Source organism: Paenibacillus sp. CFBP13512, assembly GCF_005233705.1.
GTDB classification, from domain to species: Bacteria; Bacillota; Bacilli; order Paenibacillales; family Paenibacillaceae; genus Saccharibacillus; species Saccharibacillus nuruki.
The window spans coordinates 231,234-251,818 of sequence record NZ_QGAD01000005.1; the positions used below are offsets into that span (position 1 = coordinate 231,234).

The window sequence follows — 20,585 nt, forward strand, 5'->3', positions numbered from 1 at the left end:
ACAGTGGTGATAACGATGACGGATAACAGCAAACAGCATTCGTATGATGTCAAAAAGTATCGTACGCCCGATGGCGCACCCGCCGATATTGTCATGTTTACTTTGACCAAAAAAGAGCGGAAGACGTTTACCAAAACATTACCTTTGCGTGAACTGAAAGTAATGTTGATTCGTCGTCGCTCATGGCCTTTTGCCGGAAAATGGGCTTTGCCTGGTGGATTTTCACGCGATGATGAGTCTTTATTTGAAGCCGCACAGCGTGAACTCAAAGAAGAGACAGGAGTCGACGGTCGCCATCTTGAGTATTTGGGTGTCTATAGTGAGCCCGGGCGTGATCCTCGTGGTTGGATTATATCGCATGCGTTTTTTGCTTTAGTAGAAGAACAGGTGTTGGAAAAACGGCAAGCTGCTGATGATGCGGAAGAAGTCGGTCTATTTACGATTGAAGAAGCATTGGAAAAGCTAGAACTTGGATTTGATCATCATGATATTATTCGTGATGCGTATATGCGAATTCAAGAACAGATGCTTAGTACAGTGATTGCCAAAAAGTTTTTGCCGCCTGAATTTACGTTAAGCGAATTGTATCAGGTAATCAAAGCGGTTGTACCTGACTTTGAAGAACCGAACTTTATTCGCAAAATCACTTCAACACGTAGCCGTAAAGGTATCATTGAAGAGGTGCATGATGAAGAGGGGAACTTACTAAGTTCGAATCAGTACTCTCAACGCCCAGCACAATTGTATCGTTTTACAGGTCTTGTACCTCGTCTTTCGATTTATTCGTAAGGATATGCTGAATGATTGTTTGTATTTCAATATCTGGAGGTCTATATCATGAAAGCTCTTATTGTGATCGATTATACTCGTGACTTTGTAGATGGTGCTTTACCTGTAGGACAACCTGCAATCGATATTGAACAGCGTATCGTTGAATTGACAGAGAAATTTGTTAGTACTCATGATTATGTAGTGATGGCTGTTGATATGCATGAACCGAATGATGCGTACCATCCAGAGACCGCTCTTTTTCCACCACATAATATTCGTGGTACAGCTGGACGAGAATTGTATGGTCGGTTAAGTGAAGTCTATGCAGAACATCAACAGCAGATCGTCTGGATGGATAAAACGAGATACAGCGCGTTTGCAGGAACCGATCTTGAATTGAAATTGCGTGAACGTGGAATAACTGAATTGCATCTCATTGGCGTATGTACCGATATCTGTGTCCTGCATACAGCTGTAGATGCTTACAATAAAGGGTTCAAATTAGTGATTCATACCGATGCAATAGCAAGCTTTAATGCACAAGGTCATGTATGGGCAATCGATCATTTTGAGAAAAGTATAGGTGCACAACTTATTCATAGTTATTAATGTGCAATGATTCACAATTCTGCTTGTGCAGCAGAAAGACGTGCAAGCAGAATTGCTTTAGCATGATCAACAATGAAGAGGTGACATGGTGATGAACGAAATGGGACTGGCTTTACATACAGATAAGTATCAGATCAATATGATGTATGCTCATTGGATTAACGGTACACATCATAAGAAAGCAGTATTTGAAGCTTATTTCCGCAGACTTCCTTTCGGTAACGGATATGCTGTCTTTGCAGGTCTGGAACGGATTGTGAATTATATAACCAACTTGAGTTTTCGAGAAGAAGATATTGCTTATCTGGCAGAACAGGAAGAGAACTATGACGCGAAGTTTTTAGAAGAATTGCGTCAGTTCCGTTTTCATGGCAATTTGTTTTCGATGAAAGAAGGAGCCGTTGTTTTTGCAGATGAGCCATTGATTCGTGTGGAAGGTTCGATTATTGAAGCACAGTTGGTAGAAACAGCTTTGCTTAACTTTATGAACTATCAGACGCTAATTGCCACCAAAGCTTCACGGATCAAGCAGGTGGGCGGTACGGATACATTGCTAGAGTTTGGTACAAGACGTGCTCAAGAAGCCGATGCGGCGATCTGGGGAGCTAGAGCGGCTTATATCGCAGGCTTCCATGCGACTTCAAATATGTTAGCAGGGGCTAGATTCGGTATTCCTACCAAAGGTACACATGCTCATGCTTGGGTACAAAGTTTCGGTAATGAACAAGAAGCTTTTGATCGTTATGCGAATGCGATGCCAGATGGAGTCACTTTGCTAGTCGATACATTTGATACGTTAGGTAGCGGTGTACCTCATGCGATTAAGACCGCCAAAGACTTAGAAGCTCGTGGCAAAAAGATGATTGCTATTCGTCTGGATAGTGGTGACCTTGCATATTTGTCGATTCAAGCTCGCAAAATGTTAGATGATGCAGGATTATCTTACGTCAAAATCGTTGCTTCTAACGATCTCGATGAAAATACAATCTTGGATCTAAAAGCGCAAGGGGCACGAATTGATACATGGGGCGTAGGAACACAGTTAATCACAGCATCAGATCAACCTTCTTTGGGTGGCGTATACAAATTAGTCGAGTGCGAGATTGATGGCGAAATGGTACCTACAATCAAAATCTCGGCTAATCCCGAAAAAGTATCGACACCGGGAACGAAAGAAGTATACCGCATTATCAATCCAACCAATGGTAAAGCTATTGCGGACTATATCTGTTTCCCAGATGAAAAAGAGCCGCTTGAAGGCAAACGTCTTAAATTGTTTAATCCAGCGCATCCTTATATTCGTAAATATGTATCTGACTATAAAGCGGTTCCTATGTTGGAACCTATTTTTATCGAAGGTAAGCAAGTCTATACGATGCCTAATTTGGAAGAGATTCGTGCGTATCATGTGAGTCAACTGGATGAATTCTGGCCAGAATATTTGCGTAAATTAAATCCTGAGATTTATCGTGTAAATGTGAGCGTCAAAGCTTGGGAAATGAAGCAGAAATTGATTGCACAATATTTACCGGAAGAAGAACTTTAATCAGTACTAAACCAGAATCTGAACCTGCCTTTTTTATAAAGGTGGGTTTTTTGGTTATATTACGTAAGAGAGTACAGTGAATAGAATGTAGCATTTATCGCTGTCAGGCTTTGAAGGAATCCTTATGATAAAGAAGGAAAGATAGAAAGGATGAGTTAGATGGAACAGACATTTCGTGCGTTTGTATTAGAACAGTCAGATCAAAAAGTAACCGGTGAGGTTCAACAATTACAACTTCATCAATTACCTGAAGGATCTGTCACTATTAAAGTATCATATTCAGATGTCAATTATAAAGATGGACTGGCAAGTATAGCAGAAGGCAAGATTGTGAAGCAGTACCCGTTTGTGGCAGGGATAGATTTGGCAGGAGAAGTAGTAGAGTCAAGCGATGAGCAGTTTCAAGTAGGCGATCAAGTGCTATGTACTGGATATAAGCTGGGTGTCAGTCATTATGGAGGGTACAGTGAATATGCTCGCGTGCCTGCCGAATGGTTGATTAAGCTACCTCAAGGACTAAGTGCTAAAGAAGCGATGATTATTGGTACGGCTGGATTTACGGCTGGAATGTCTGTAGATGCGTTAATTGAACATGGAATCAAACCTGAAGACGGTCCGATCCTTGTCACAGGATCTACAGGTGGGGTGGGAACCATAGCTATTTCGATCTTGAGTGCATTAGGATATGAAGTCTATGCAGCAAGTGGCAAAGCCGATCAAAAGGACTGGTTAACCACACTGGGAGCGTCTCAAATCATTTCAAGAGAAGAAGCGGAGCAGAAAGTAGACGGTCCATTAGGTAAATCCACTTGGGCAGGTATTATCGACCCTACAGGTGGTAAAGGGCTAGGAGAACGGCTGAAATCATTAAAATATCGTGGTGTAGTGGCTGTATCGGGTATGACAGCAGGTAACGATTTTGAAAGTTCAGTCTTTCCCTTTATTCTACGTGGAGCCCATCTGATTGGCATTGATTCTGTATTTTGCCCTATTGAGATCAGACAAAGAGTCTGGAAGCACCTAGCAAGCGATTGGAAACCAACTACAGCTATTCATCAAGCGGTTACAGAATATACGCTAGAACAAATACCACAAGCGTTAGAAACGATTCTAGCAGGTAAAGCAGTCGGTCGTCAGTTGATTAAAGTTACATCCTGAGATGTATTTCATCTGATTACATTAGGCATAAAATAACAACAAAAAGCACACTGCATCGATAAACGGCAGTGTGCTTTTTTGCTATGACATGATATCGATAGTGTATGACATCTAGGATGGGAGATCATTTATGCTTCTGTGTAGGCAGATGATCCTATAGAATCTATTCCATTATTTTTTATAAATTTCTCGCATCACATGTCCCAATTCAGGAATAATAATGCGTTCCATCGCTAACTTCACGGCACCTCGTGAACCGGGCATCGAAAAGACAGCAGTTCCTCCGATAGTACCTGCAATGGCACGGCTCATAATGGCAGCTGAACCAATATCTTCAGTAAAACTCAGAAAGCGAAAAATCTCTCCAAAACCAGGTAATTCTTTCGTCAAAAGACTTTGTACTGCTTCAAACGTTACATCTTGCGGAGCTATCCCTGTGCCACCTGTTAACAAAATAGCTTCGACTTCTGGACGTTCTGCGGCATCATGAAGCAATTCACGGATACCAACATAGCTATCTTTAACGATGGTATAATCTATAACCTGATAACCATTCTCTGTTAAAAGGGACTGTAATAATTGTCCACCTGTATCGGTTGCTTCAGTGCGAGTATCTGACACAGTAATGACCATACAACGTACAGTATCTGGTGCTTCTGCGCGATGTTCATCTACGGATCTCATGGTATTTATTCACTCCTTTATTCTCATTCAAGCATCCCTGCCATTGTAACATAGGTTGTGATCGATCATGAACACTTGCCATGTCAGTGTATAATATAAGAGTAGCCCTAAATTAATAAAGCAAAGAACCATGCACGAGGAGGATATCAATGACAACACCTGTATATATTTTGTCTGGATTTCTAGGCAGTGGCAAAACCACCATGCTTCAACATATGATTCAAGAATGGAAATCCCTTGGCAAAACACCTGCTGTGATTATGAATGAGATCGGCGATGTCAATTTGGATGGGATGATGGTAGATCAAGATGTGGCAATGGCTGAATTACTAAGTGGATGTATCTGCTGTTCGATTCGTGCTGATCTCAGTATGGAATTATATAATTTAATGGAGACTGAAAAGCCTGATGTGATTATTATCGAAGCTTCTGGCGTGGCGAATCCAATCGAAATTCTAGATGCGGTTACAGAGACTTCATTGTACAACCGTATGGAATTAAAAAATTTGATAACTGTAGTCGATGCAGCTCATCTATGGGAATTGTATCAAGAGCAGAAAGGCAAAACATATCGTCTGATGCAAGAGCAGATTCGGTGTGCTTCTGTATTGATTTTGAATAAAAGTGATCGTGTCGATGCAATAACCATTACAAAACTAGAAGCTATTCTACGTGGATGGAATGCGTATGCACCTATTCATACGACAGTGCGCTGTGAAGTGCCGAGTACCATTTATACAGACCTTTCATCGGTCGTTGATGCCAAAGAAACATTAGCGCAAAATAAACAGACTTCAACTTCGACTGAACACAGTCATGATCATACCCATTCCGAGCATATGCATGGTTCACATAGTCATGTGATGGCGTATACCCATTATTTTGAGCACCCGATTAATAGTGAAGCTTTTGAGAATGTAATCCGGTCTTTACCGACTGAAGTTTATCGTGCAAAAGGGATTCTAACATTTAACGACACCGCAAGTCGTTTTTTGTTCCAATATGCTTATCGTGAAATGGACTTTATGAAGATTACGCCACAAAAAGCAGTCCCTGATGTTGCTGTTTTTATTGGAGAGCATTTCGACAAAGAGTTGATAAAGGAACAATTGCTAGTACTGGAACAGCAAGCAGCTAAATTATTGTAAGTATGCGGTTTCAATACGAGCATAGCCGGGGTAATAGTTCAATATAACTATTCCAATCTTAACGGAGGTCATGAAAATGATGGCTAATCAAAAATTATACCATGCTCATATTGAAGCTTGTGTCGAGGCTATGAATGCTTGTAATCTTTCGTATGTAGCTAATTTGAAAGAATATAATCTTGAGAAATTGTGTGACTGTATACGTATTACTCGTGAATGTGCAGAGATCTGTTCTTTTACAGCACAATCGCTAAGTCAAGGTAGCCAATTTGCTGGTGAAATTGCTGAATTATGTGCTAAAGTGTGTGAAGCTTGTATTGATGAATGTTCAAAACATGACAATGCGCACTCTCGTGAATGTATTGAAGCCTGCCGTCGTTGTGTAGACATGTGTAGAGATTTGATGGTAGCTGTATAATCTACTACTTTATACATAGACAGTAAGGATAACCATAACTATTTTCAGAACCTTTGCATATTTGCGAAGGTTTTTTTATTGCAATTTTTAGGTTGCGTAAACCTAACACCGTATGTATAATACAATCTAAACTTTACATTTATCATTCATGAACGAGAGAGTAGCCATAACGATCACTGTTTAAGCAGCGAACCGGGAGAGTGAAAGCCGGTAAAACATTCGTAGGTGAACCGCACTCGGGAAATGACTTATTCAAAAGGTGAACACGATCATGGATCTAATTTATCTGTATAGATAAGTCCGGCTGACACCGTTATCGTTATCAAGCGACAGTAATGGGATGATGGAGCAGATACAATAATGGTAGTATCCACATATACATACTGTACAAAGAGTGGTACCGCGGGAATGCTTATTATAAGCGCTCGTCTCTTAAGTGATAACTCACTTAAGCAGATGAGTGCTTTTTTTGTATTTTGTACATAGTCAAACCAGTACCTAGCAAAGATACAACATGAATAACCACATGAATTTTAAAATATACGTAAAGGAGAATTTACAGATGAAATTAGCTCATTTATTCAAACAACAAGTCGCTTCGATGTTACAACCTGTAACCTCAATGACTGAAGAAGAATTGATTCAAATGCTTGAAGTTCCGCCAACGATTGATATGGGTGATCTGGCATTTCCTTGTTATACTTTTGCCAAAACATGGAGACGTTCGCCTGACCAGATTGCGCCAGAAATAATAACAGCAATAGAACAACCGTTAGCAGATGCTCATATTCAGGCACAAGCTGTAGGTGCTTATATCAATTTGACCTGGGATCGTGCTTATTATGGAACTGAGATATTATCCAGTCTAGAAGAGCAACAAAATACAGAGCTTCAGATAGGTGCAGGTAAGCGGATTGTAATCGATATGTCATCGCCTAATATAGCCAAGCCTTTTGGAGTAGGACATTTGCGTTCAACCATCATAGGAGCGGCTTTGCATCGGATCTACCAAGCCGTAGGGTATGAAGCGATTCGAGTCAATCATTTAGGAGATTGGGGAACACAATTTGGTAAATTAATAACCGCTTACTTACGGTGGGGCGATCCAGAGCAATTGAAGCTGAATCCTATAGGAGAATCGTTAAGAGTATACATTCAATTTCATGAAGAAGTTGAACAGAATCCTCGGTTAGATGATGAAGCAAGAGATTGGTTCCGCAAATTAGAACAAGGCGATGCTCAAGCTGTAGAACTATGGCATTATTTTGTAGACGTAAGTATGCAGTCGCTTCAGAAAATGTATCAACGGCTAGGGGTAGAGTTCGATGCTGTACTTGGTGAAAGCTTTTATAACGATAAAATGCCTGCTGTGATTGCGCAATTGCAGCGTCAGCAATTACTTGTCGAAAGCGATGGAGCACAGGTAGTGAGATTAGATGAACAGGAATTACCACCATGTTTGATTTTGAAATCAGATGGGACAACGATTTATCCGACACGTGATCTGGCGACTGCTATTTATCGCAAAGAAATAATGGATGCAGATCAGTTGATCTATGTGGTCGGCGGAGAGCAGACATTGCATTTCAAACAGGTATTTGAAGTGCTTCGTAAAATGGGACACTCATGGGCAACAGATTGTATTCATGTGCCATTTGGCTTAATGAAAGTTGATGGTAAAAAGATGTCTACCCGTAAAGGAAAAGTGGTCTTTTTGGAAGAAGTATTGGATCAAGCTGTAGAACGAGCAACACAAATTATTGCTGAAAAAAGTCCTGATTTGCCGAATAAAGAACAGGTGGCTGAGCAGATCGGTATTGGTGCGATTATTTTCGGGGATCTCAAAAATAATCGTCAGAATGAGATCGATTTTTCATTGAAAGACGCTGTAACTTTTGAAGGAGAGACAGGTCCCTATCTTCAATACACCTATGCTAGAATCCAAAGCATTTTGCGAAAAGTACAAACAATGAATAATTCACATCATAACCAGACCACAATCGAACTGGAAACAAATACAACGAATAGAGAATGGAGTCATGTGAGCTGGGCTTTGCTGATCCATTTATCAAGATACACATACGAATTGGAACGAGCAGCAACACAACATGAACCTTCTATTATCGCTAGATATACACTAGAAACTGCCAAGTTATTTAACCAATTTTATAACAAAGATCGGATCGTGGATGCTCCGCTGTCTGTCAAGGCTCAGCGTATCTCACTCACTATGCAAACAGAGCTTTATTTGAAAAGGCTAATGACTTTACTTGGACTGCAAACGCCGGAACAGATGTGATTGCTGTATAATTGATGTGCAACAAATGAGAACTTCTATACGTCTAGGGCATTGTAAGGTTGAATAAAAACCAAATTATTCGACAGTAGACCTATTCAATGGAGGGATGATTACAAATGTGGAATCATAAGAAAAAAGCAGTAGCAGTATTAACATTATCATTGGCGATTGCAGGAGCAGGAAGTGCAAGTGCTGCTTCTACATTTACCGATGTGAAAGACAAAGATAATCAAACAATCATCAATATGTTACATGATAAAGGAGTTATTAATGGCGTGACTTCTACTCAATTCAAGCCAGATATGACACTTACACAGCCACAAGCGATTCAAATTTTGGTCAAAGCTTTTGAATTAAAAGGGGATGTAACAAAACCGGGTGATGATCTAGTTCGTAAAGCATGGTATACCGACGCTTTACGTATTGCTGAAGCTAACAATATATCGATCCCATCATTTGATGCTGAGAAAAAAGTAACTCGTGAGCAATTTGCAATCTGGTTACATGAAGCGATTAATGTGACAGGTAATTATCCTACAACCAAAATGTTTGCAGTCTTTACCGATCAAGATCAAATTAGTAAAGAAGCTTCAGGAGCGATTCAAGATTTGGTCAATATGAATGTGATTGATCGTAGCTCTGTAGGTAAAGCATTTATGCCTACCAAAGAAATTACACGTATGCAAGCCGCAGAATGGGTATACCATGGTGTACAAATGGTAGATCGTTATAACAAAGCAAATGATGATACAACTACTCCTGCACCAGGTGAAACGGGTGATGATCAAATGGGCAATGAGCCAGAACTAAGTGTTGCTCCAGCAGATACAGCAGATCAACAAACAGTAACACTAACTGTACAACTTCCTAACCCGGGTTATTCAGTAGAAATTACTAAAGTACAGTTAACCGATGATAAGCGTGCAGTGGTTAGTTACAATGTGAAAAAACCAGCTCCAGGTGAAATGAATCCTCAAGTGATTACAGAAGGTAAAGTAACAACAACGATTCCTGATGGATATACACCTGAATTGGCTAAATAAGACTCCATTCAATAAGTATAAAGCATAAACAAAAAGACCTGAGCCACTGTATAGGAATGTACAGTTAAACTCAGGTCTTTTTTATGATGTTTTTTCTGGGGTGTAGGTCATTTTACAGTTTCTACAATATAATCATGCACCGTTTATGGTTTGATAACAGGAGGTTCAGTAATCTTTTTCTTTTCATATAGATTAGAGCTTACTTTGAACCAATCAAATAAATGAGTCACGATTACTTTAAGTACAGCATAACCAGGAACAGCTAACAAAATTCCAATCACTCCGAACAATTTACCTGCTGTCAAAATCACAAAGATAATCGTAATCGGATGAACTTTAAGAGATTTACCCATAATCTGTGGCGAAATGAGTTTACCTTCTATTAATTGTACAATCGTCCATACAATCACCATTTTTAATAACATAAATGGAGAAGTCACTAGAGCCACTATCAATGCTGGAGTAATCGCAATAGCAGGTCCCAAATAAGGAACAATACTTGTACAAGAAGCCATAATAGCAAGAATTAACGAATAATCAAGACCGATAATCTGATAGCCAATATAAAGTAAAATCCCGATACATACACTCACAATAATTTGTCCACGAATATACGAACTGATCTGATGGTTCATTTCAGACATCACTTTACCGGTTTGACTACGTAAAGTCACAGGAATAAATTTCATAATGAAATTCGGTAATTTAGCGCCATCTTTAAGTAAGTAAAATAAAATAAATGGAACGGTCACAATCGATAATACCGTTTCCGTTAAAGCTCCCAAAAATCCACCAATACCAGTAAACGTCTGGTTAATAATAGAAGATCCTTTTTCCGATAAATTCTGTACCAGATCGTTCGGATTGATACTGAACGTATGTTGTATCTGCTTGGATACATCTCCGCCTAACCAGTATTGAATCTGATTCACAATGCCATCGTAAAAGGATGGAATATTACGAATTAATTCTCGAATCTGCGTCTGAATCACAGGGATGACAAGGCTAACAATTAATACAATCAGACCGATAATAAGAAGATAAAGTAAAATGATGGAATATATTCTTTTTACTTTGCGTTTTTCCAGAAAATTGACTAATGGATTAAATAAGTAAAACAGAATACCGCTCAGAATAATAGGCAAAATTACAGTTTTAATTAAAACGAAAAGCGGGGTAAAGACATAAGGTATTTTGGAAAGTACAAAAATGTTTATTGAGATTAACAACAAGACTAGCAAAAAAATGACAAACCGATTGTTTAGAAAAAATAATTTGAATCGCTCGCTCCAAGGTCGAGTTCGTTCCATGGCCATTCATCCCCTTTAAGACATTATGCTCTAGTTATTTTATTTGAAAAGCATTAAGTTAACAATAGCTTGCCGCAAGCAAGAGAGCAAGTTACATATGTAAGGATATGAAAAAAGACACAAAAACGTTTATTGCGTCGAAAGACTCATAAAATTTACTTTGCTATGACTTTTGTCACAACGATATTGCTTATTATTTGCTAAAATTTAAATTAATAAGTGACTCAATCGTACAAAAGTGAGTATAGGTAGAAGCAAAGTATAACTCATCTCTTTACTCATTATCCAACATATGACCTTATTTATTTCTACTCCAAATCTTAGATCTATGAGGTGTATCATGAAATTATCATTAGGTTCAAAGTTAGTTTTAAGTTTTATCGGCGTATCTATTATTACGTATGGAACAAGTGCCTTTTTTATTTTCTATTTGAAAGCGTATTTAGCAACAGAAATGAGTGATTGGTTATATGTGTCTATTATATTGTTGATGGGCATTACTTGGAGTGGGATATTAGGATTTGCGATTTCTAAATTTTTAACTAAACCAATCGTTAATCTATCCAAAGCAGCCAAGCGTGTATCCGCAGGCGATCTGATGGTAGATATTCCAGAGCGTCGTGAAGAAGATGAAATTAAAGTATTGAATGATGCTTTTCGCGTCATGGTGAACAATATTAAAGATATTATTAACGATATTGCTAGTAATACCACGACCACATCTCATAATGCCGAAAATCTCAGTCATTCGATTACCGAAGCGACCAGTCAGATTGAGTCTATGGCAACGGTAGCAGACGATATTTACCGTGGTGTAGGCAAGCAACGTGAATCTTCAGAGTCTTCACTACAGACCGCAGAACAGATGTTGGAATCTTTTCAAGAAATGAAAGAAAAGTCGTCTCATATGCGTGCCTTATCTGGTAATATGGAGCAGTCAGTAGAAGCAACCAAAAATATCTTTTTATCACTCAAATCAGGCATGAGCACATTATCCGAATCTCAGACACAAGCGGAACAAACGGTACGTCTGTTAGATCATCAAGCTTCTGATATCGGGGCTGTTACAGGAACAGTCAAAGAATTAGCAGAACAGACCCATTTGCTAGCGTTAAATGCTTCTATCGAAGCAGCTCATGCGGGGGAACATGGAGCAGGATTCGCTGTCGTTGCTACAGAGATTCGTAAATTAGCAGAACAAAGTAACGATTCAGCACAGAAAATTCATAGTCTGATTATGGCGGTACAAGCTCAGATTCATGAAACGGTGCAGTTGATTCACAATCAAAATGAATTGGTACAAAATGAAACCTCCAACACGCATAAAGTAGAGTCTACCCTGATCGAATTTTCAAGTGTAGTGTATGAGTTTATGTCTGCGGTTCAATTGATGGAAGACTCTATTACAGAACAAACAGATCGTGTAGAACTCACGTATCAGAATGTGCATACGATTCGTCAAATGGCAGATACCTTTTATGAGGGAGCCAAACAAATTTCCATGGCAACTCACGAAGAAACGGCTATTATGGAAGAAATTTCTTCATCTTCTGATGAATTAAGCACAATGACCAGTCGCTTATTAGAAAAAACAAAAGCGTTCTCATTGTAAAATTTGAAATAAATTAGTAAAAAAGAAGCCTGCATAATCCATTGATCTGGATCATGCAGGCTTCTTTTTTATGTTGTGCGTCCAGCCAGATGAGCAGGGACTTGAACTTCTTTGTCTTTCGCAGACTCGGTACCATCAGCGACCATATTGGAACCGGAACCGACTTGCATCCGGTACATCTGACGATAACGTCCATCTATTTCCATTAATTCATCATGACTACCACGTTCTACAATTTCACCACGATGCAAGACGAGAATCTGATCTGCACTGCGAATCGTAGATAAACGGTGAGCGATAATGAAAGTGGTGCGTCCTTTTTTCAAAACATCCAAAGCGGATTGAATCAATGCTTCTGTCTCTGTATCAATATTCGCTGTTGCTTCATCCAGAATAAGAATCGCTGGATCGAAAGCAAGTGCTCTAGCAAATGAGATCAATTGACGTTGCCCCGCAGAGAGTGTACTTCCTTTTTCCATAACAGGTTCATCATAGCCTTTAGGAAGATCAGACAGAATCTGTTCTGCACCGACATCACGTAAAGCTTGTTCGATACGTTCACGCGAGATCTGTTCATTTTCCAAATTCACATTAGAAGCAATCGTTCCTGTAAATAGATAAGGATCTTGAAGCACGATGCCCATATGCTGACGTAGCCATTGTTTCGGCAATTGTTGTACATTTTGACCATCGATTGTAATCGTGCCTTGCTGTGGATCATAGAAGCGGAAGAGCAGGTTAATAATCGAACTTTTACCAGAACCGGTATGACCGACCAGGGCTACAGTCTGACCTTGCTTCGCTTCAAAGCTAATATGTTTGAGCACAGGATCTTTTTTGTAAGCAAAAGTTACGTCTTTAAATTCTACATTCCCTTGATAACGAGGCATAGCACCATCGGTCACTTGCTCGCCTTTTTCATCCATTAACTCGAATACACGTCCTGCGGATACCATGGATAAATCGAGTGCAGCTAGTTGATTGACCATACCTGTAACCGGTTGGAACAATCTTCCCAATACATCGACAAAAGCGTACAGTACTCCTAATGAAATGACACCTTCGACTCCGCCTAATGCAGAAGCACCGAAATACCATAACACAATCGCAAAAGTAAGACTGCGCAAAACGTTAACTAGATTATGGGAAGTAAACGCATTTAGATTTAACATTTTATTCTGATAGAACAGGTAATCGTTATTCAAATTCTCAAATTCTTCTTGAGTCTGACGTTGCTTACGGAATACACGAATAATCGACATTCCTTGAATTGATTCATTGATAATAGCATTAATTTCACTCAGTCTGGAACGAATAATCGTATTATATTTGGTTGCTATTTTACGATAAAGTACGATCCATAGAACGAGTAGAGGGATTACAAACAAACAAATCATACCCAGACGCCAGTCTAGTAAAAAGAGTGCGATATAGACACCAATCATATAGACAATCCCTGAACTAAAGTTAGCTAGTACAGCGACAAATAAATCTTTGACAGCTTCAGTATCATTCGTAATCCGGGATACTACTTTACCTGCTGGCAGATTATCGAAAAAAGGAATTGGCAATCGCTGAATATGAGCATACAAGTCTAAGCGTAATTGCTGAATGACTTTGTTGGCCGACGATTGGAGCCAGTACGTCTTCCCGAATTCCATAATAATCGTGATCAACAAGAATACAAAGTACCAGCCAATTAGCTTATAAATACCCGGCAATTCAGGTTGATAAAACGAAAATAATTTGTTAGCTGTCAAAGGAACAGCTGGATAAGAGGCTGTACTTTGATTATTTTGAATCGTTAATACACCATCTGTAAATGTTCGTTCACCTTTCGTTGAAGGTACAGAACCTTCGACAAAATAAAAACTGGTTCCACTCTGGATCACATGAGCCTGTGCTCCTTTAGTTTCGCCTTCTGTCCAGAAACCTTCACGTTTGTAATAGTTGCCGTTATACAGTACAGCATTCGTACTGGAAGAAGTCTGATAAAAAGGTTGTTCAATTGCGAATAAATGATTATCAATAATATTTTTAGCGATAAAGGGACCTGCAAGTTCAGCCCCTACACCGATCGCTAACATGACCAATGCTATAATAAAAGTTTTTTTCGAGCGTAACGCATATTGGTAAAGCCTTTTGGTAATCGTTTTGTTATCGAGCTTTGTTGTCGGTTGCTCGTTGTAATCTTGAGTCTCCAATGCAGACACCTACCCCTCTAAGGAATCCGCCAATTGCTGACGTTCATATTGCTCACGATACCAGCCATCCGACTGTAGCAATTCAGCATGGGTTCCTTCTTCAATAATTTTTCCGCGATCCAGTACGACGATATGATCTGCATGTTCTACCGCTGAAAGGCGATGGGTAGCGATCAATGTCGTTTTACCTGCACGTTTGGTACGAATATTTTCAATAATTCTAGTTTCTGTACGAGCATCGACAGCGGATAAAGCATCATCGAGAATCAGTACTTCAGGTTCAGAGATAAATGCACGTGCAAGCGATACACGTTGTTTTTGACCGCCTGATAAAGCTACGCCACGTTCACCCACAATCGTATCTAGACCATCAGAAAGCGTATGCAGATCTTTATCAAAAGCTGCTGTATGAATCGCATTCAACACTTCATCATCGGTAGCGTCTGATTTACCGAAGCGAATATTTTCACGCACACTACGAGAGAAAAGGATTTGTTCTTGCGGAACATAACCGATCCAACCGTGTAATTGATCTTTGGCAATATCCTGAATAGGTACATCACCAATCGTAAGATTTCCTGCTCCTGTAGGATATTCATAGAGCAGTTGTTTGAGTAGCGTGGATTTACCACTACCCGTTCTGCCGACTACGCCTAGAGTCTCACCTGCACGAATCTGTAGATTTAGATGCTCTAGATTATCGACAGTGGACGTAGGATAACGGAACGTGACATCTTTAAATTCAATTTTATGAAGGGAAGGAACATGCACAGGTTGAGTGATATCATCTACATCAGGTTTTACATAAAGAACTTCGTTCACACGATCTAGCGAAGCGCTACCACGTTGCATCAGATTGATCAATTCACCAATCGCAAACATCGGCCAGATCATCATTCCTAGATACAAGTTGAAAGAAACCAGATCGCCAAGTGTTAACTCATTATGGAACACCAGATAAATTCCGTACCCGAGTGCAATAATATAACTCAATCCCACAAATAGTCGAATTGTAGGTTCAAATAGCGCATCCACCATAACGACTCGTAAGTTTTTGCGATAGACGTCGTCAGTGATCTTTTCAAATCGATTCTCATCAAAACGTTCTTGTACATACGCACGAATAACACGTACACCAGCAACCGATTCAAGTACCTGATCGTTCATATCACCGAAAGCATCCTGTGCCAGTGTATAACGTGCATGAACCACTTTACCGTAAATCGCCATAGCCAGTGCTATAAAAGGAAGTGGAAGAATAGCCGCAATCGTTAATTTCCAGCTGATTACGAATCCCATCGCTAACAGTATCGTTAATAAAAAGAACGTGGAATCGGTAAGAGTTAACATGCCGAATCCTACAGTCATAGACACCGCACGTAGATCATTGGTGGCACGAGCCATCAAGTCACCTGTACGGTTCCGTTCAAAAAAGGGCGGAGTCATACGTAGCAAATGAGCCATAAAGCGAGTACGTAATAGACGTTCTACCAGATTTGATCCACCGAATAGACTATGCATCCATACATACGTAATTCCATAGATCACAACCAGAATCGCTAATGTGACGGAAATATAATAAACCAATGAAGACACGGTAATCGTACCGCCTGAAATCTCATCAATCGCACTGCCTAGTAACTTAGGAGGTGCTAATTCAAGTACACCGGCAATAATCAATAAAATAATACCGATCAAATACCGCTTTCGTTCGCGGCTGAAAAACCAGCCTAAATTTTTAAAAACAGCAAACATATACTCACTACCTTTCTGTCGAACACTTGTCAAAATCCACATAAAAAGACACGTCGTCTGCAAACGCAAACGACGTGTCTTGTATGGACATCATATAGCGCGATTGCTAAGCAACCGCCATATGACAAATAATTATCATGTTGGATAGAGATCAAGCGTGATTTAAAGTACGCAATCTACTTGAAGGATTCCATCTGCTGGGGTGCTCCGATATTTAATTGTGATAAAGCTACGGGAACATAGGCGTGGTTATGTACATTCATCATTTTATCCATGGAGATTCACCCTTTCTTCTTCAAAGTAGTATGCAGATGGTAATAACTTCTAAATTAGTACCTGTCTGCTGTTGATTGTATCACTGCAATTTTTGCATTGTCAACGTAAAATTCATAAAATCTTCATATTTTTTTAATATATAGCTATTTTGTTGCAAAGAAATGAATCAAAAAAGCAATAAAGATATCATGTTATAATAGGATAGAAAATAGGGTAAAGGTAAAAAAGAGAGGTGGTATAAATCATGAGTATAGCCGTATCTGATGAAGCCGCACGCTGGTACAAAAAAGAATTGAGTCTAGCTGAAGGCGATGCTGTTCGCTTTTATGCACGATACAGCAGTAACAGTGAAATTCATCCAGGGTTCTCACTAGGTATTTCTGTTGAACCACCAGTGAGCCCGGCATTAACGCAAGATGTAGAAAATATCCATTTCTATATGGAAGATCAAGATTTGTGGTATATCAACGGATATCGCCTGAATGTTGAATATATTGAGCATGAAGACGATATTCGGTATGCGTACATGCCTGAATCTCAATAAGGCTCGCTGTATTATTGGATCATTGATTCAAAAAAAGCTTCTTCCTTGTTATGAGGAAGAAGCTTTTTTTTACGTATTTTACTTGGGATAATCTAAATTCATTTAGACAGTAGGTGTGCCTTCAAGAGCAAATGAGAAATCTTCGATATCGTATACTTGCACAGGAATTTTGGCTTCAATAATTCGATGAATCATTTCAAATTGATCAGTCAACATCGGTGCTTCTTTTTTTAGCGCAGAAAGAATCATTTCCGTTTCAATCGGATCAAAAGATTCGCCATAGTGAGCATTATCCATCGCATTAATGATTTTTAATTGGACTTTTTCACTGAGTAAAATAGCCGAACTTTGAGCCCATGGAACCTGAAGAGAACGTTGAATTTTCTTTTTGTTCAATGGTTCTTCAAAATAAGCAATCAATTGCTGAATTCTTGTTTTGACATACTGATTCTCATTATCTTCATTCATTAAAGGTTCAGTACTTTCCGCAAATTCATATAACTCCATAATACTTGTGTAAGGCACAATATATTCTACCGGTTTTTCCGGATCAAGCAGTTGACCATAGATGGCGATCATGACCGCTTCAATAACAAAAGTTTGAGACATAGGTGTATCCTCCTGGATGATGCTAACACATTCAATATAAGCATTTTATCATCGATTCATATTTAGAAAGTATATCATACCTAAGCCTATCAGATAAGCATAATCGTTGAATGTGTTTGGTTATAGTCATTATAGAGGCTACGATTTGCCAATTAGTAGAGATAATAGACCTGCGGCAATCAATGGACCTACAGGTACACCTTTGAAAAAGGCTACGCCTAACAGTGTTCCTATTAACAATCCAGCCACTACAGTAGGTTGATTAGTCATTAATATCGTGCCCCGTCCACCAAGATAAGCCACGAATAAGCCAATTCCGATCGCAGCAAGCGATTTCCAGCTGAGAAAAGAAGAAAGTATCGTATCCAGTGAAATTTTACCACTGGCAAGTGGGGTCATTACACCGATCGTCAAAATAATAATCCCAATTGTTAAGCCATATTTCTGTAACCATGGAAAGGCTTGATGCCAGCCTAATACGCGAATAAGCAATAAGACTAGCATAGCAATCGTTACGGTTGAGTTATTACCAATAATCCCGAGCGCCGCTAGAACTAACAAAATCAGTGCAGGTGTATCGATCGCAGCCATTTTGATAAGATCACTCCTTTCTTGACATCTTTAAATAGCAAAATGCCCGCATAAGCGGACACCTTTACATTTAAATGATTACCTTTTTTATCGTTAATAGATTTTTATTAATGAGCCAGTTGTTTGTGAATATGATTCGCAATTTTGTTACCGTGACGACGACCTGTCTCAATAAAGACTTCATTTGCATTACGACCAGAAGCGATAACGCCAGCTACATACAAACCTGGAATATTCGATTCCATCGTTTCCAGATCGAACTTCGGTTTATCCATATCGTCACTCATTTCAATCCCAGCAGATGTGAGTAATTTACGATCAGGATGGAAGCCTGTCATAGCAAGGACGAAATCATTCTCAATCGTTGCTGTTTCGCCATCATTTTGCGTGATGGTAACTTGAGACGACGTAATCTCTGTGACTTTAGAGTTCAAGTGAAGAGTGACATTGCCTTTCAACACCTGACCTTCAAATACAGGACGTACCCATGATTTGATATTTTGAGAAAGATCGCTACCACGGTAGACCATATCGACATGAGCACCGACACGTACGATTTCTAGAGCAGCATCGACAGCAGAATTACTTCCGCCAATAACAGTTACTCGCATACCCGCATAAGGATGAGCTTCACGGAAATAGTGAGTTACTTTATCTAATTCTTCACCCGGAATACCTAGATAGTTCGGATGATCAAAATAACCTGTAGCAATAATAACTTTACGTGCTTTATATGTTTTGTCTTCACCATGACGATTGGTTGTCTGAATCTCAAACGTACCATCTTGTCGTGGTTGTACTTCCAAAGCTTCCGTATAAGGCTGTACACGTAGATCGTAATGACCTGCTGCACGGCGATAATAAGCTAAAGCTTCATGACGGAAAGGCTTGTCATACGGAGTAGAGAACGGCAAATCTCCGATTTCTAACAATTCAGCTGTACTAAAAAATTGCATATTCGTTGGATATAAGTAAATCGAATGTACCATATTATACTTTTCAATCAATAATGTCTTCATGCCTAAACGTGTGCATTCGATTGCAGCAGATAATCCGCAAGGTCCAGCACCAATAATAATTACATCTTCCATCACAGTGGTCTAGCTCCTTCCATAATCTCTTTTCTGTATAGACGATCTTTGTCCGTTCAGATCGTTATTAAAATAGAACCATATTTATCCTACCTTAATATGTTATAAAATTCTAGCTTGCTTAGGCACATAGACACAATTTAAGATTCAAAACGCACAAATTTGTAAAAAATTGAATCAATTCATGTTAAATGAGGTACAATGATAGTAAGCACAAAAAAGTTAGCAACTTTCTTTAGAGGTATCTGAAAACGTTTTCGCACTCGATCGCTTAGTTATCCCAGAATGAGGGAGGAGAGACCGATATGTCTGTACTTGGATTATTTAAAAGAAAAGACAAAGAAGACGTCAACAAGTTCCCGTCGGTTCATGTAACACTAGACGAATTGCGCTGTGCAGTATTGCAATTTGAACGTGAAATGGGTAATGGGATTAATCGTACCGTACTAATGAAAGAAGATAGCAGCTTGGACTTGCCACGTATCGCTCGTTATTTAGGTGGAGTGAGTGATCAGAAGTTCTATTTATCCCGAGAGACTTTTGAGATTTTTGCAGAAGAAGACAAGTCTATTCCGTATCATTTGGATCGTGTACAGCTTGCTGTAGATGATTATATGAATGAAACTGGGAAATTACCGATTGTAGAAGACTCCGTGTATTTTGAAGTGGATTCTCGAATGTTGTATCAACAGCATTATTTGCATGAGCTTCCTGAGTTCAAATTGTATATGACCGATCAAGAAATGATGGTAACCCATCGTCAGCCTGTAGCGTTACCAGATGTCAAAGCACAGGAAGATCGTTCTTACGTATTGTTGTAATTTATAATGAAGTTTAACTAGGAACATTCACAGATCAAAGAGAGTAGATTCTCTGCACACTGTATATTGATAAAAACCCGCTGATATCTAAGCGGG

At 39.3% G+C, this 20,585-nt stretch carries 18 protein-coding genes; 11 read left to right on the forward strand and 7 right to left on the reverse strand.

Going from position 1 to position 20,585, the window contains the following annotated elements:
• The first annotated feature begins 15 nt into the window (after positions 1-15).
• The 4 genes from PaeCFBP13512_RS09780 to PaeCFBP13512_RS09795 all read left to right on the forward strand — a co-directional run bounded on the left by PaeCFBP13512_RS09780 (position 16) and on the right by PaeCFBP13512_RS09795 (position 4,084).
• Positions 16-789: an NUDIX domain-containing protein gene (locus PaeCFBP13512_RS09780; RefSeq protein ID WP_175425157.1), complete on the forward strand. Its 774-nt coding sequence runs from the start codon at positions 16-18 to the stop codon at positions 787-789.
• A 48-nt stretch (positions 790-837) separates the two neighbouring features.
• The gene (locus PaeCFBP13512_RS09785; protein WP_137222757.1) at positions 838-1,380 is read left to right on the forward strand and encodes a cysteine hydrolase family protein; all 543 of its coding nucleotides are present in this window, start codon (positions 838-840) and stop codon (positions 1,378-1,380) included.
• A 91-nt stretch (positions 1,381-1,471) separates the two neighbouring features.
• Positions 1,472-2,926, forward strand: coding sequence for a nicotinate phosphoribosyltransferase (locus PaeCFBP13512_RS09790; RefSeq protein ID WP_069327311.1), 1,455 nt, complete (start codon positions 1,472-1,474; stop codon positions 2,924-2,926).
• 159 nt (positions 2,927-3,085) lie between these two features.
• Positions 3,086-4,084: an acrylyl-CoA reductase family protein gene (locus PaeCFBP13512_RS09795; protein WP_137222759.1), complete on the forward strand. Its 999-nt coding sequence runs from the start codon at positions 3,086-3,088 to the stop codon at positions 4,082-4,084.
• 171 nt (positions 4,085-4,255) lie between these two features.
• Here the strand turns inward: PaeCFBP13512_RS09795 and PaeCFBP13512_RS09800 are convergent, their stop codons facing one another.
• Positions 4,256-4,768 (reverse strand): MogA/MoaB family molybdenum cofactor biosynthesis protein, encoded by a 513-nt coding sequence (locus tag PaeCFBP13512_RS09800; protein WP_137222761.1) that lies wholly within the window; start codon positions 4,766-4,768, stop codon positions 4,256-4,258.
• A gap of 149 nt (positions 4,769-4,917) precedes the next feature.
• Between PaeCFBP13512_RS09800 and PaeCFBP13512_RS09805 the strand changes: the two genes are divergently transcribed.
• The 4 genes from PaeCFBP13512_RS09805 (at position 4,918) to PaeCFBP13512_RS09820 (ending at position 9,676) form a co-directional block, all read left to right on the forward strand.
• The gene (locus PaeCFBP13512_RS09805) at positions 4,918-5,916 is read left to right on the forward strand and encodes a CobW family GTP-binding protein (RefSeq protein WP_137222763.1); all 999 of its coding nucleotides are present in this window, start codon (positions 4,918-4,920) and stop codon (positions 5,914-5,916) included.
• 76 nt (positions 5,917-5,992) lie between these two features.
• The gene (locus PaeCFBP13512_RS09810; RefSeq protein ID WP_371748215.1) at positions 5,993-6,334 is read left to right on the forward strand and encodes a four-helix bundle copper-binding protein; all 342 of its coding nucleotides are present in this window, start codon (positions 5,993-5,995) and stop codon (positions 6,332-6,334) included.
• 562 nt (positions 6,335-6,896) lie between these two features.
• Positions 6,897-8,633 (forward strand): arginine--tRNA ligase, encoded by a 1,737-nt coding sequence (gene argS, locus PaeCFBP13512_RS09815; RefSeq protein WP_137222767.1) that lies wholly within the window; start codon positions 6,897-6,899, stop codon positions 8,631-8,633.
• A gap of 116 nt (positions 8,634-8,749) precedes the next feature.
• Positions 8,750-9,676 (forward strand): protease complex subunit PrcB family protein, encoded by a 927-nt coding sequence (locus PaeCFBP13512_RS09820; RefSeq protein WP_137222769.1) that lies wholly within the window; start codon positions 8,750-8,752, stop codon positions 9,674-9,676.
• Between the two features lie 143 nt (positions 9,677-9,819).
• Here PaeCFBP13512_RS09820 and PaeCFBP13512_RS09825 read toward each other — a convergent pair whose 3' ends face one another.
• Positions 9,820-10,986, reverse strand: a complete 1,167-nt coding sequence (locus tag PaeCFBP13512_RS09825) for an AI-2E family transporter (RefSeq protein ID WP_137222771.1) — start codon at positions 10,984-10,986, stop codon at positions 9,820-9,822.
• A gap of 340 nt (positions 10,987-11,326) precedes the next feature.
• On the opposite strand from PaeCFBP13512_RS09825, the gene PaeCFBP13512_RS09830 reads away from it, so the two are divergent.
• Positions 11,327-12,598 (forward strand): methyl-accepting chemotaxis protein, encoded by a 1,272-nt coding sequence (locus tag PaeCFBP13512_RS09830; RefSeq protein WP_069327305.1) that lies wholly within the window; start codon positions 11,327-11,329, stop codon positions 12,596-12,598.
• Between the two features lie 68 nt (positions 12,599-12,666).
• Here the strand turns inward: PaeCFBP13512_RS09830 and PaeCFBP13512_RS09835 are convergent, their stop codons facing one another.
• Together PaeCFBP13512_RS09835 and PaeCFBP13512_RS09840 are read right to left on the reverse strand one after the other, a co-directional pair.
• Positions 12,667-14,802 carry an ABC transporter ATP-binding protein gene (locus PaeCFBP13512_RS09835; protein WP_137222773.1) on the reverse strand — a complete coding sequence of 712 codons (2,136 nt, stop codon included), beginning with the start codon at positions 14,800-14,802 and terminating at the stop codon, positions 12,667-12,669.
• A gap of 9 nt (positions 14,803-14,811) precedes the next feature.
• Positions 14,812-16,557: an ABC transporter ATP-binding protein gene (locus tag PaeCFBP13512_RS09840; protein WP_069327304.1), complete on the reverse strand. Its 1,746-nt coding sequence runs from the start codon at positions 16,555-16,557 to the stop codon at positions 14,812-14,814.
• A 520-nt stretch (positions 16,558-17,077) separates the two neighbouring features.
• Between PaeCFBP13512_RS09840 and PaeCFBP13512_RS09845 the strand changes: the two genes are divergently transcribed.
• On the forward strand, positions 17,078-17,377 hold the full coding sequence (locus tag PaeCFBP13512_RS09845) for a HesB/YadR/YfhF family protein (protein WP_069327303.1): 300 nt from the start codon (positions 17,078-17,080) through the stop codon (positions 17,375-17,377).
• A gap of 102 nt (positions 17,378-17,479) precedes the next feature.
• On the opposite strand, the gene PaeCFBP13512_RS09850 is transcribed toward PaeCFBP13512_RS09845, so the two are convergent.
• From PaeCFBP13512_RS09850 to PaeCFBP13512_RS09860, 3 genes are all read right to left on the reverse strand, one after another.
• Entirely contained in the window at positions 17,480-17,986 is a 507-nt protein-coding gene (locus tag PaeCFBP13512_RS09850; protein ID WP_137222775.1) for an ADP-heptose synthase, read from the reverse strand.
• A gap of 138 nt (positions 17,987-18,124) precedes the next feature.
• Positions 18,125-18,568 carry a DUF441 domain-containing protein gene (locus tag PaeCFBP13512_RS09855; protein WP_069327443.1) on the reverse strand — a complete coding sequence of 148 codons (444 nt, stop codon included), beginning with the start codon at positions 18,566-18,568 and terminating at the stop codon, positions 18,125-18,127.
• A gap of 116 nt (positions 18,569-18,684) precedes the next feature.
• Positions 18,685-19,668 carry a YpdA family putative bacillithiol disulfide reductase gene (locus PaeCFBP13512_RS09860; RefSeq protein ID WP_069327301.1) on the reverse strand — a complete coding sequence of 328 codons (984 nt, stop codon included), beginning with the start codon at positions 19,666-19,668 and terminating at the stop codon, positions 18,685-18,687.
• Between the two features lie 305 nt (positions 19,669-19,973).
• Here PaeCFBP13512_RS09860 and PaeCFBP13512_RS09865 point away from each other — a divergent pair, with 305 nt between their 5' ends.
• Positions 19,974-20,489, forward strand: coding sequence for a DUF3939 domain-containing protein (locus PaeCFBP13512_RS09865; RefSeq protein ID WP_137222777.1), 516 nt, complete (start codon positions 19,974-19,976; stop codon positions 20,487-20,489).
• Positions 20,490-20,585 lie beyond the last annotated feature (96 nt).

Bases quoted from the DNA above. Each gene is read 5' to 3' on its own strand.
- PaeCFBP13512_RS09790 (WP_069327311.1), top strand. From the start codon at position 1,472: ATGAACGAAATGGGACTGGCTTTACATACAGATAAGTATCAGATCAAT.
- PaeCFBP13512_RS09845 (WP_069327303.1), top strand. From the start codon at position 17,078: ATGAGTATAGCCGTATCTGATGAAGCCGCACGCTGGTACAAAAAAGAA.
- PaeCFBP13512_RS09785 (WP_137222757.1), top strand. From the start codon at position 838: ATGAAAGCTCTTATTGTGATCGATTATACTCGTGACTTTGTAGATGGT.
- PaeCFBP13512_RS09860 (WP_069327301.1), bottom strand. From the start codon at position 19,668: ATGGAAGATGTAATTATTATTGGTGCTGGACCTTGCGGATTATCTGCT.
- PaeCFBP13512_RS09810 (WP_371748215.1), top strand. From the start codon at position 5,993: ATGATGGCTAATCAAAAATTATACCATGCTCATATTGAAGCTTGTGTC.
- argS (WP_137222767.1), top strand. From the start codon at position 6,897: ATGAAATTAGCTCATTTATTCAAACAACAAGTCGCTTCGATGTTACAA.
- PaeCFBP13512_RS09865 (WP_137222777.1), top strand. From the start codon at position 19,974: ATGTCTGTACTTGGATTATTTAAAAGAAAAGACAAAGAAGACGTCAAC.
- PaeCFBP13512_RS09780 (WP_175425157.1), top strand. From the start codon at position 16: ATGACGGATAACAGCAAACAGCATTCGTATGATGTCAAAAAGTATCGT.
- PaeCFBP13512_RS09820 (WP_137222769.1), top strand. From the start codon at position 8,750: ATGTGGAATCATAAGAAAAAAGCAGTAGCAGTATTAACATTATCATTG.
- PaeCFBP13512_RS09800 (WP_137222761.1), bottom strand. From the start codon at position 4,768: ATGAGATCCGTAGATGAACATCGCGCAGAAGCACCAGATACTGTACGT.
- PaeCFBP13512_RS09825 (WP_137222771.1), bottom strand. From the start codon at position 10,986: ATGGAACGAACTCGACCTTGGAGCGAGCGATTCAAATTATTTTTTCTA.
- PaeCFBP13512_RS09795 (WP_137222759.1), top strand. From the start codon at position 3,086: ATGGAACAGACATTTCGTGCGTTTGTATTAGAACAGTCAGATCAAAAA.
- PaeCFBP13512_RS09850 (WP_137222775.1), bottom strand. From the start codon at position 17,986: ATGTCTCAAACTTTTGTTATTGAAGCGGTCATGATCGCCATCTATGGT.
- PaeCFBP13512_RS09840 (WP_069327304.1), bottom strand. From the start codon at position 16,557: ATGTTTGCTGTTTTTAAAAATTTAGGCTGGTTTTTCAGCCGCGAACGA.
- PaeCFBP13512_RS09805 (WP_137222763.1), top strand. From the start codon at position 4,918: ATGACAACACCTGTATATATTTTGTCTGGATTTCTAGGCAGTGGCAAA.
- PaeCFBP13512_RS09830 (WP_069327305.1), top strand. From the start codon at position 11,327: ATGAAATTATCATTAGGTTCAAAGTTAGTTTTAAGTTTTATCGGCGTA.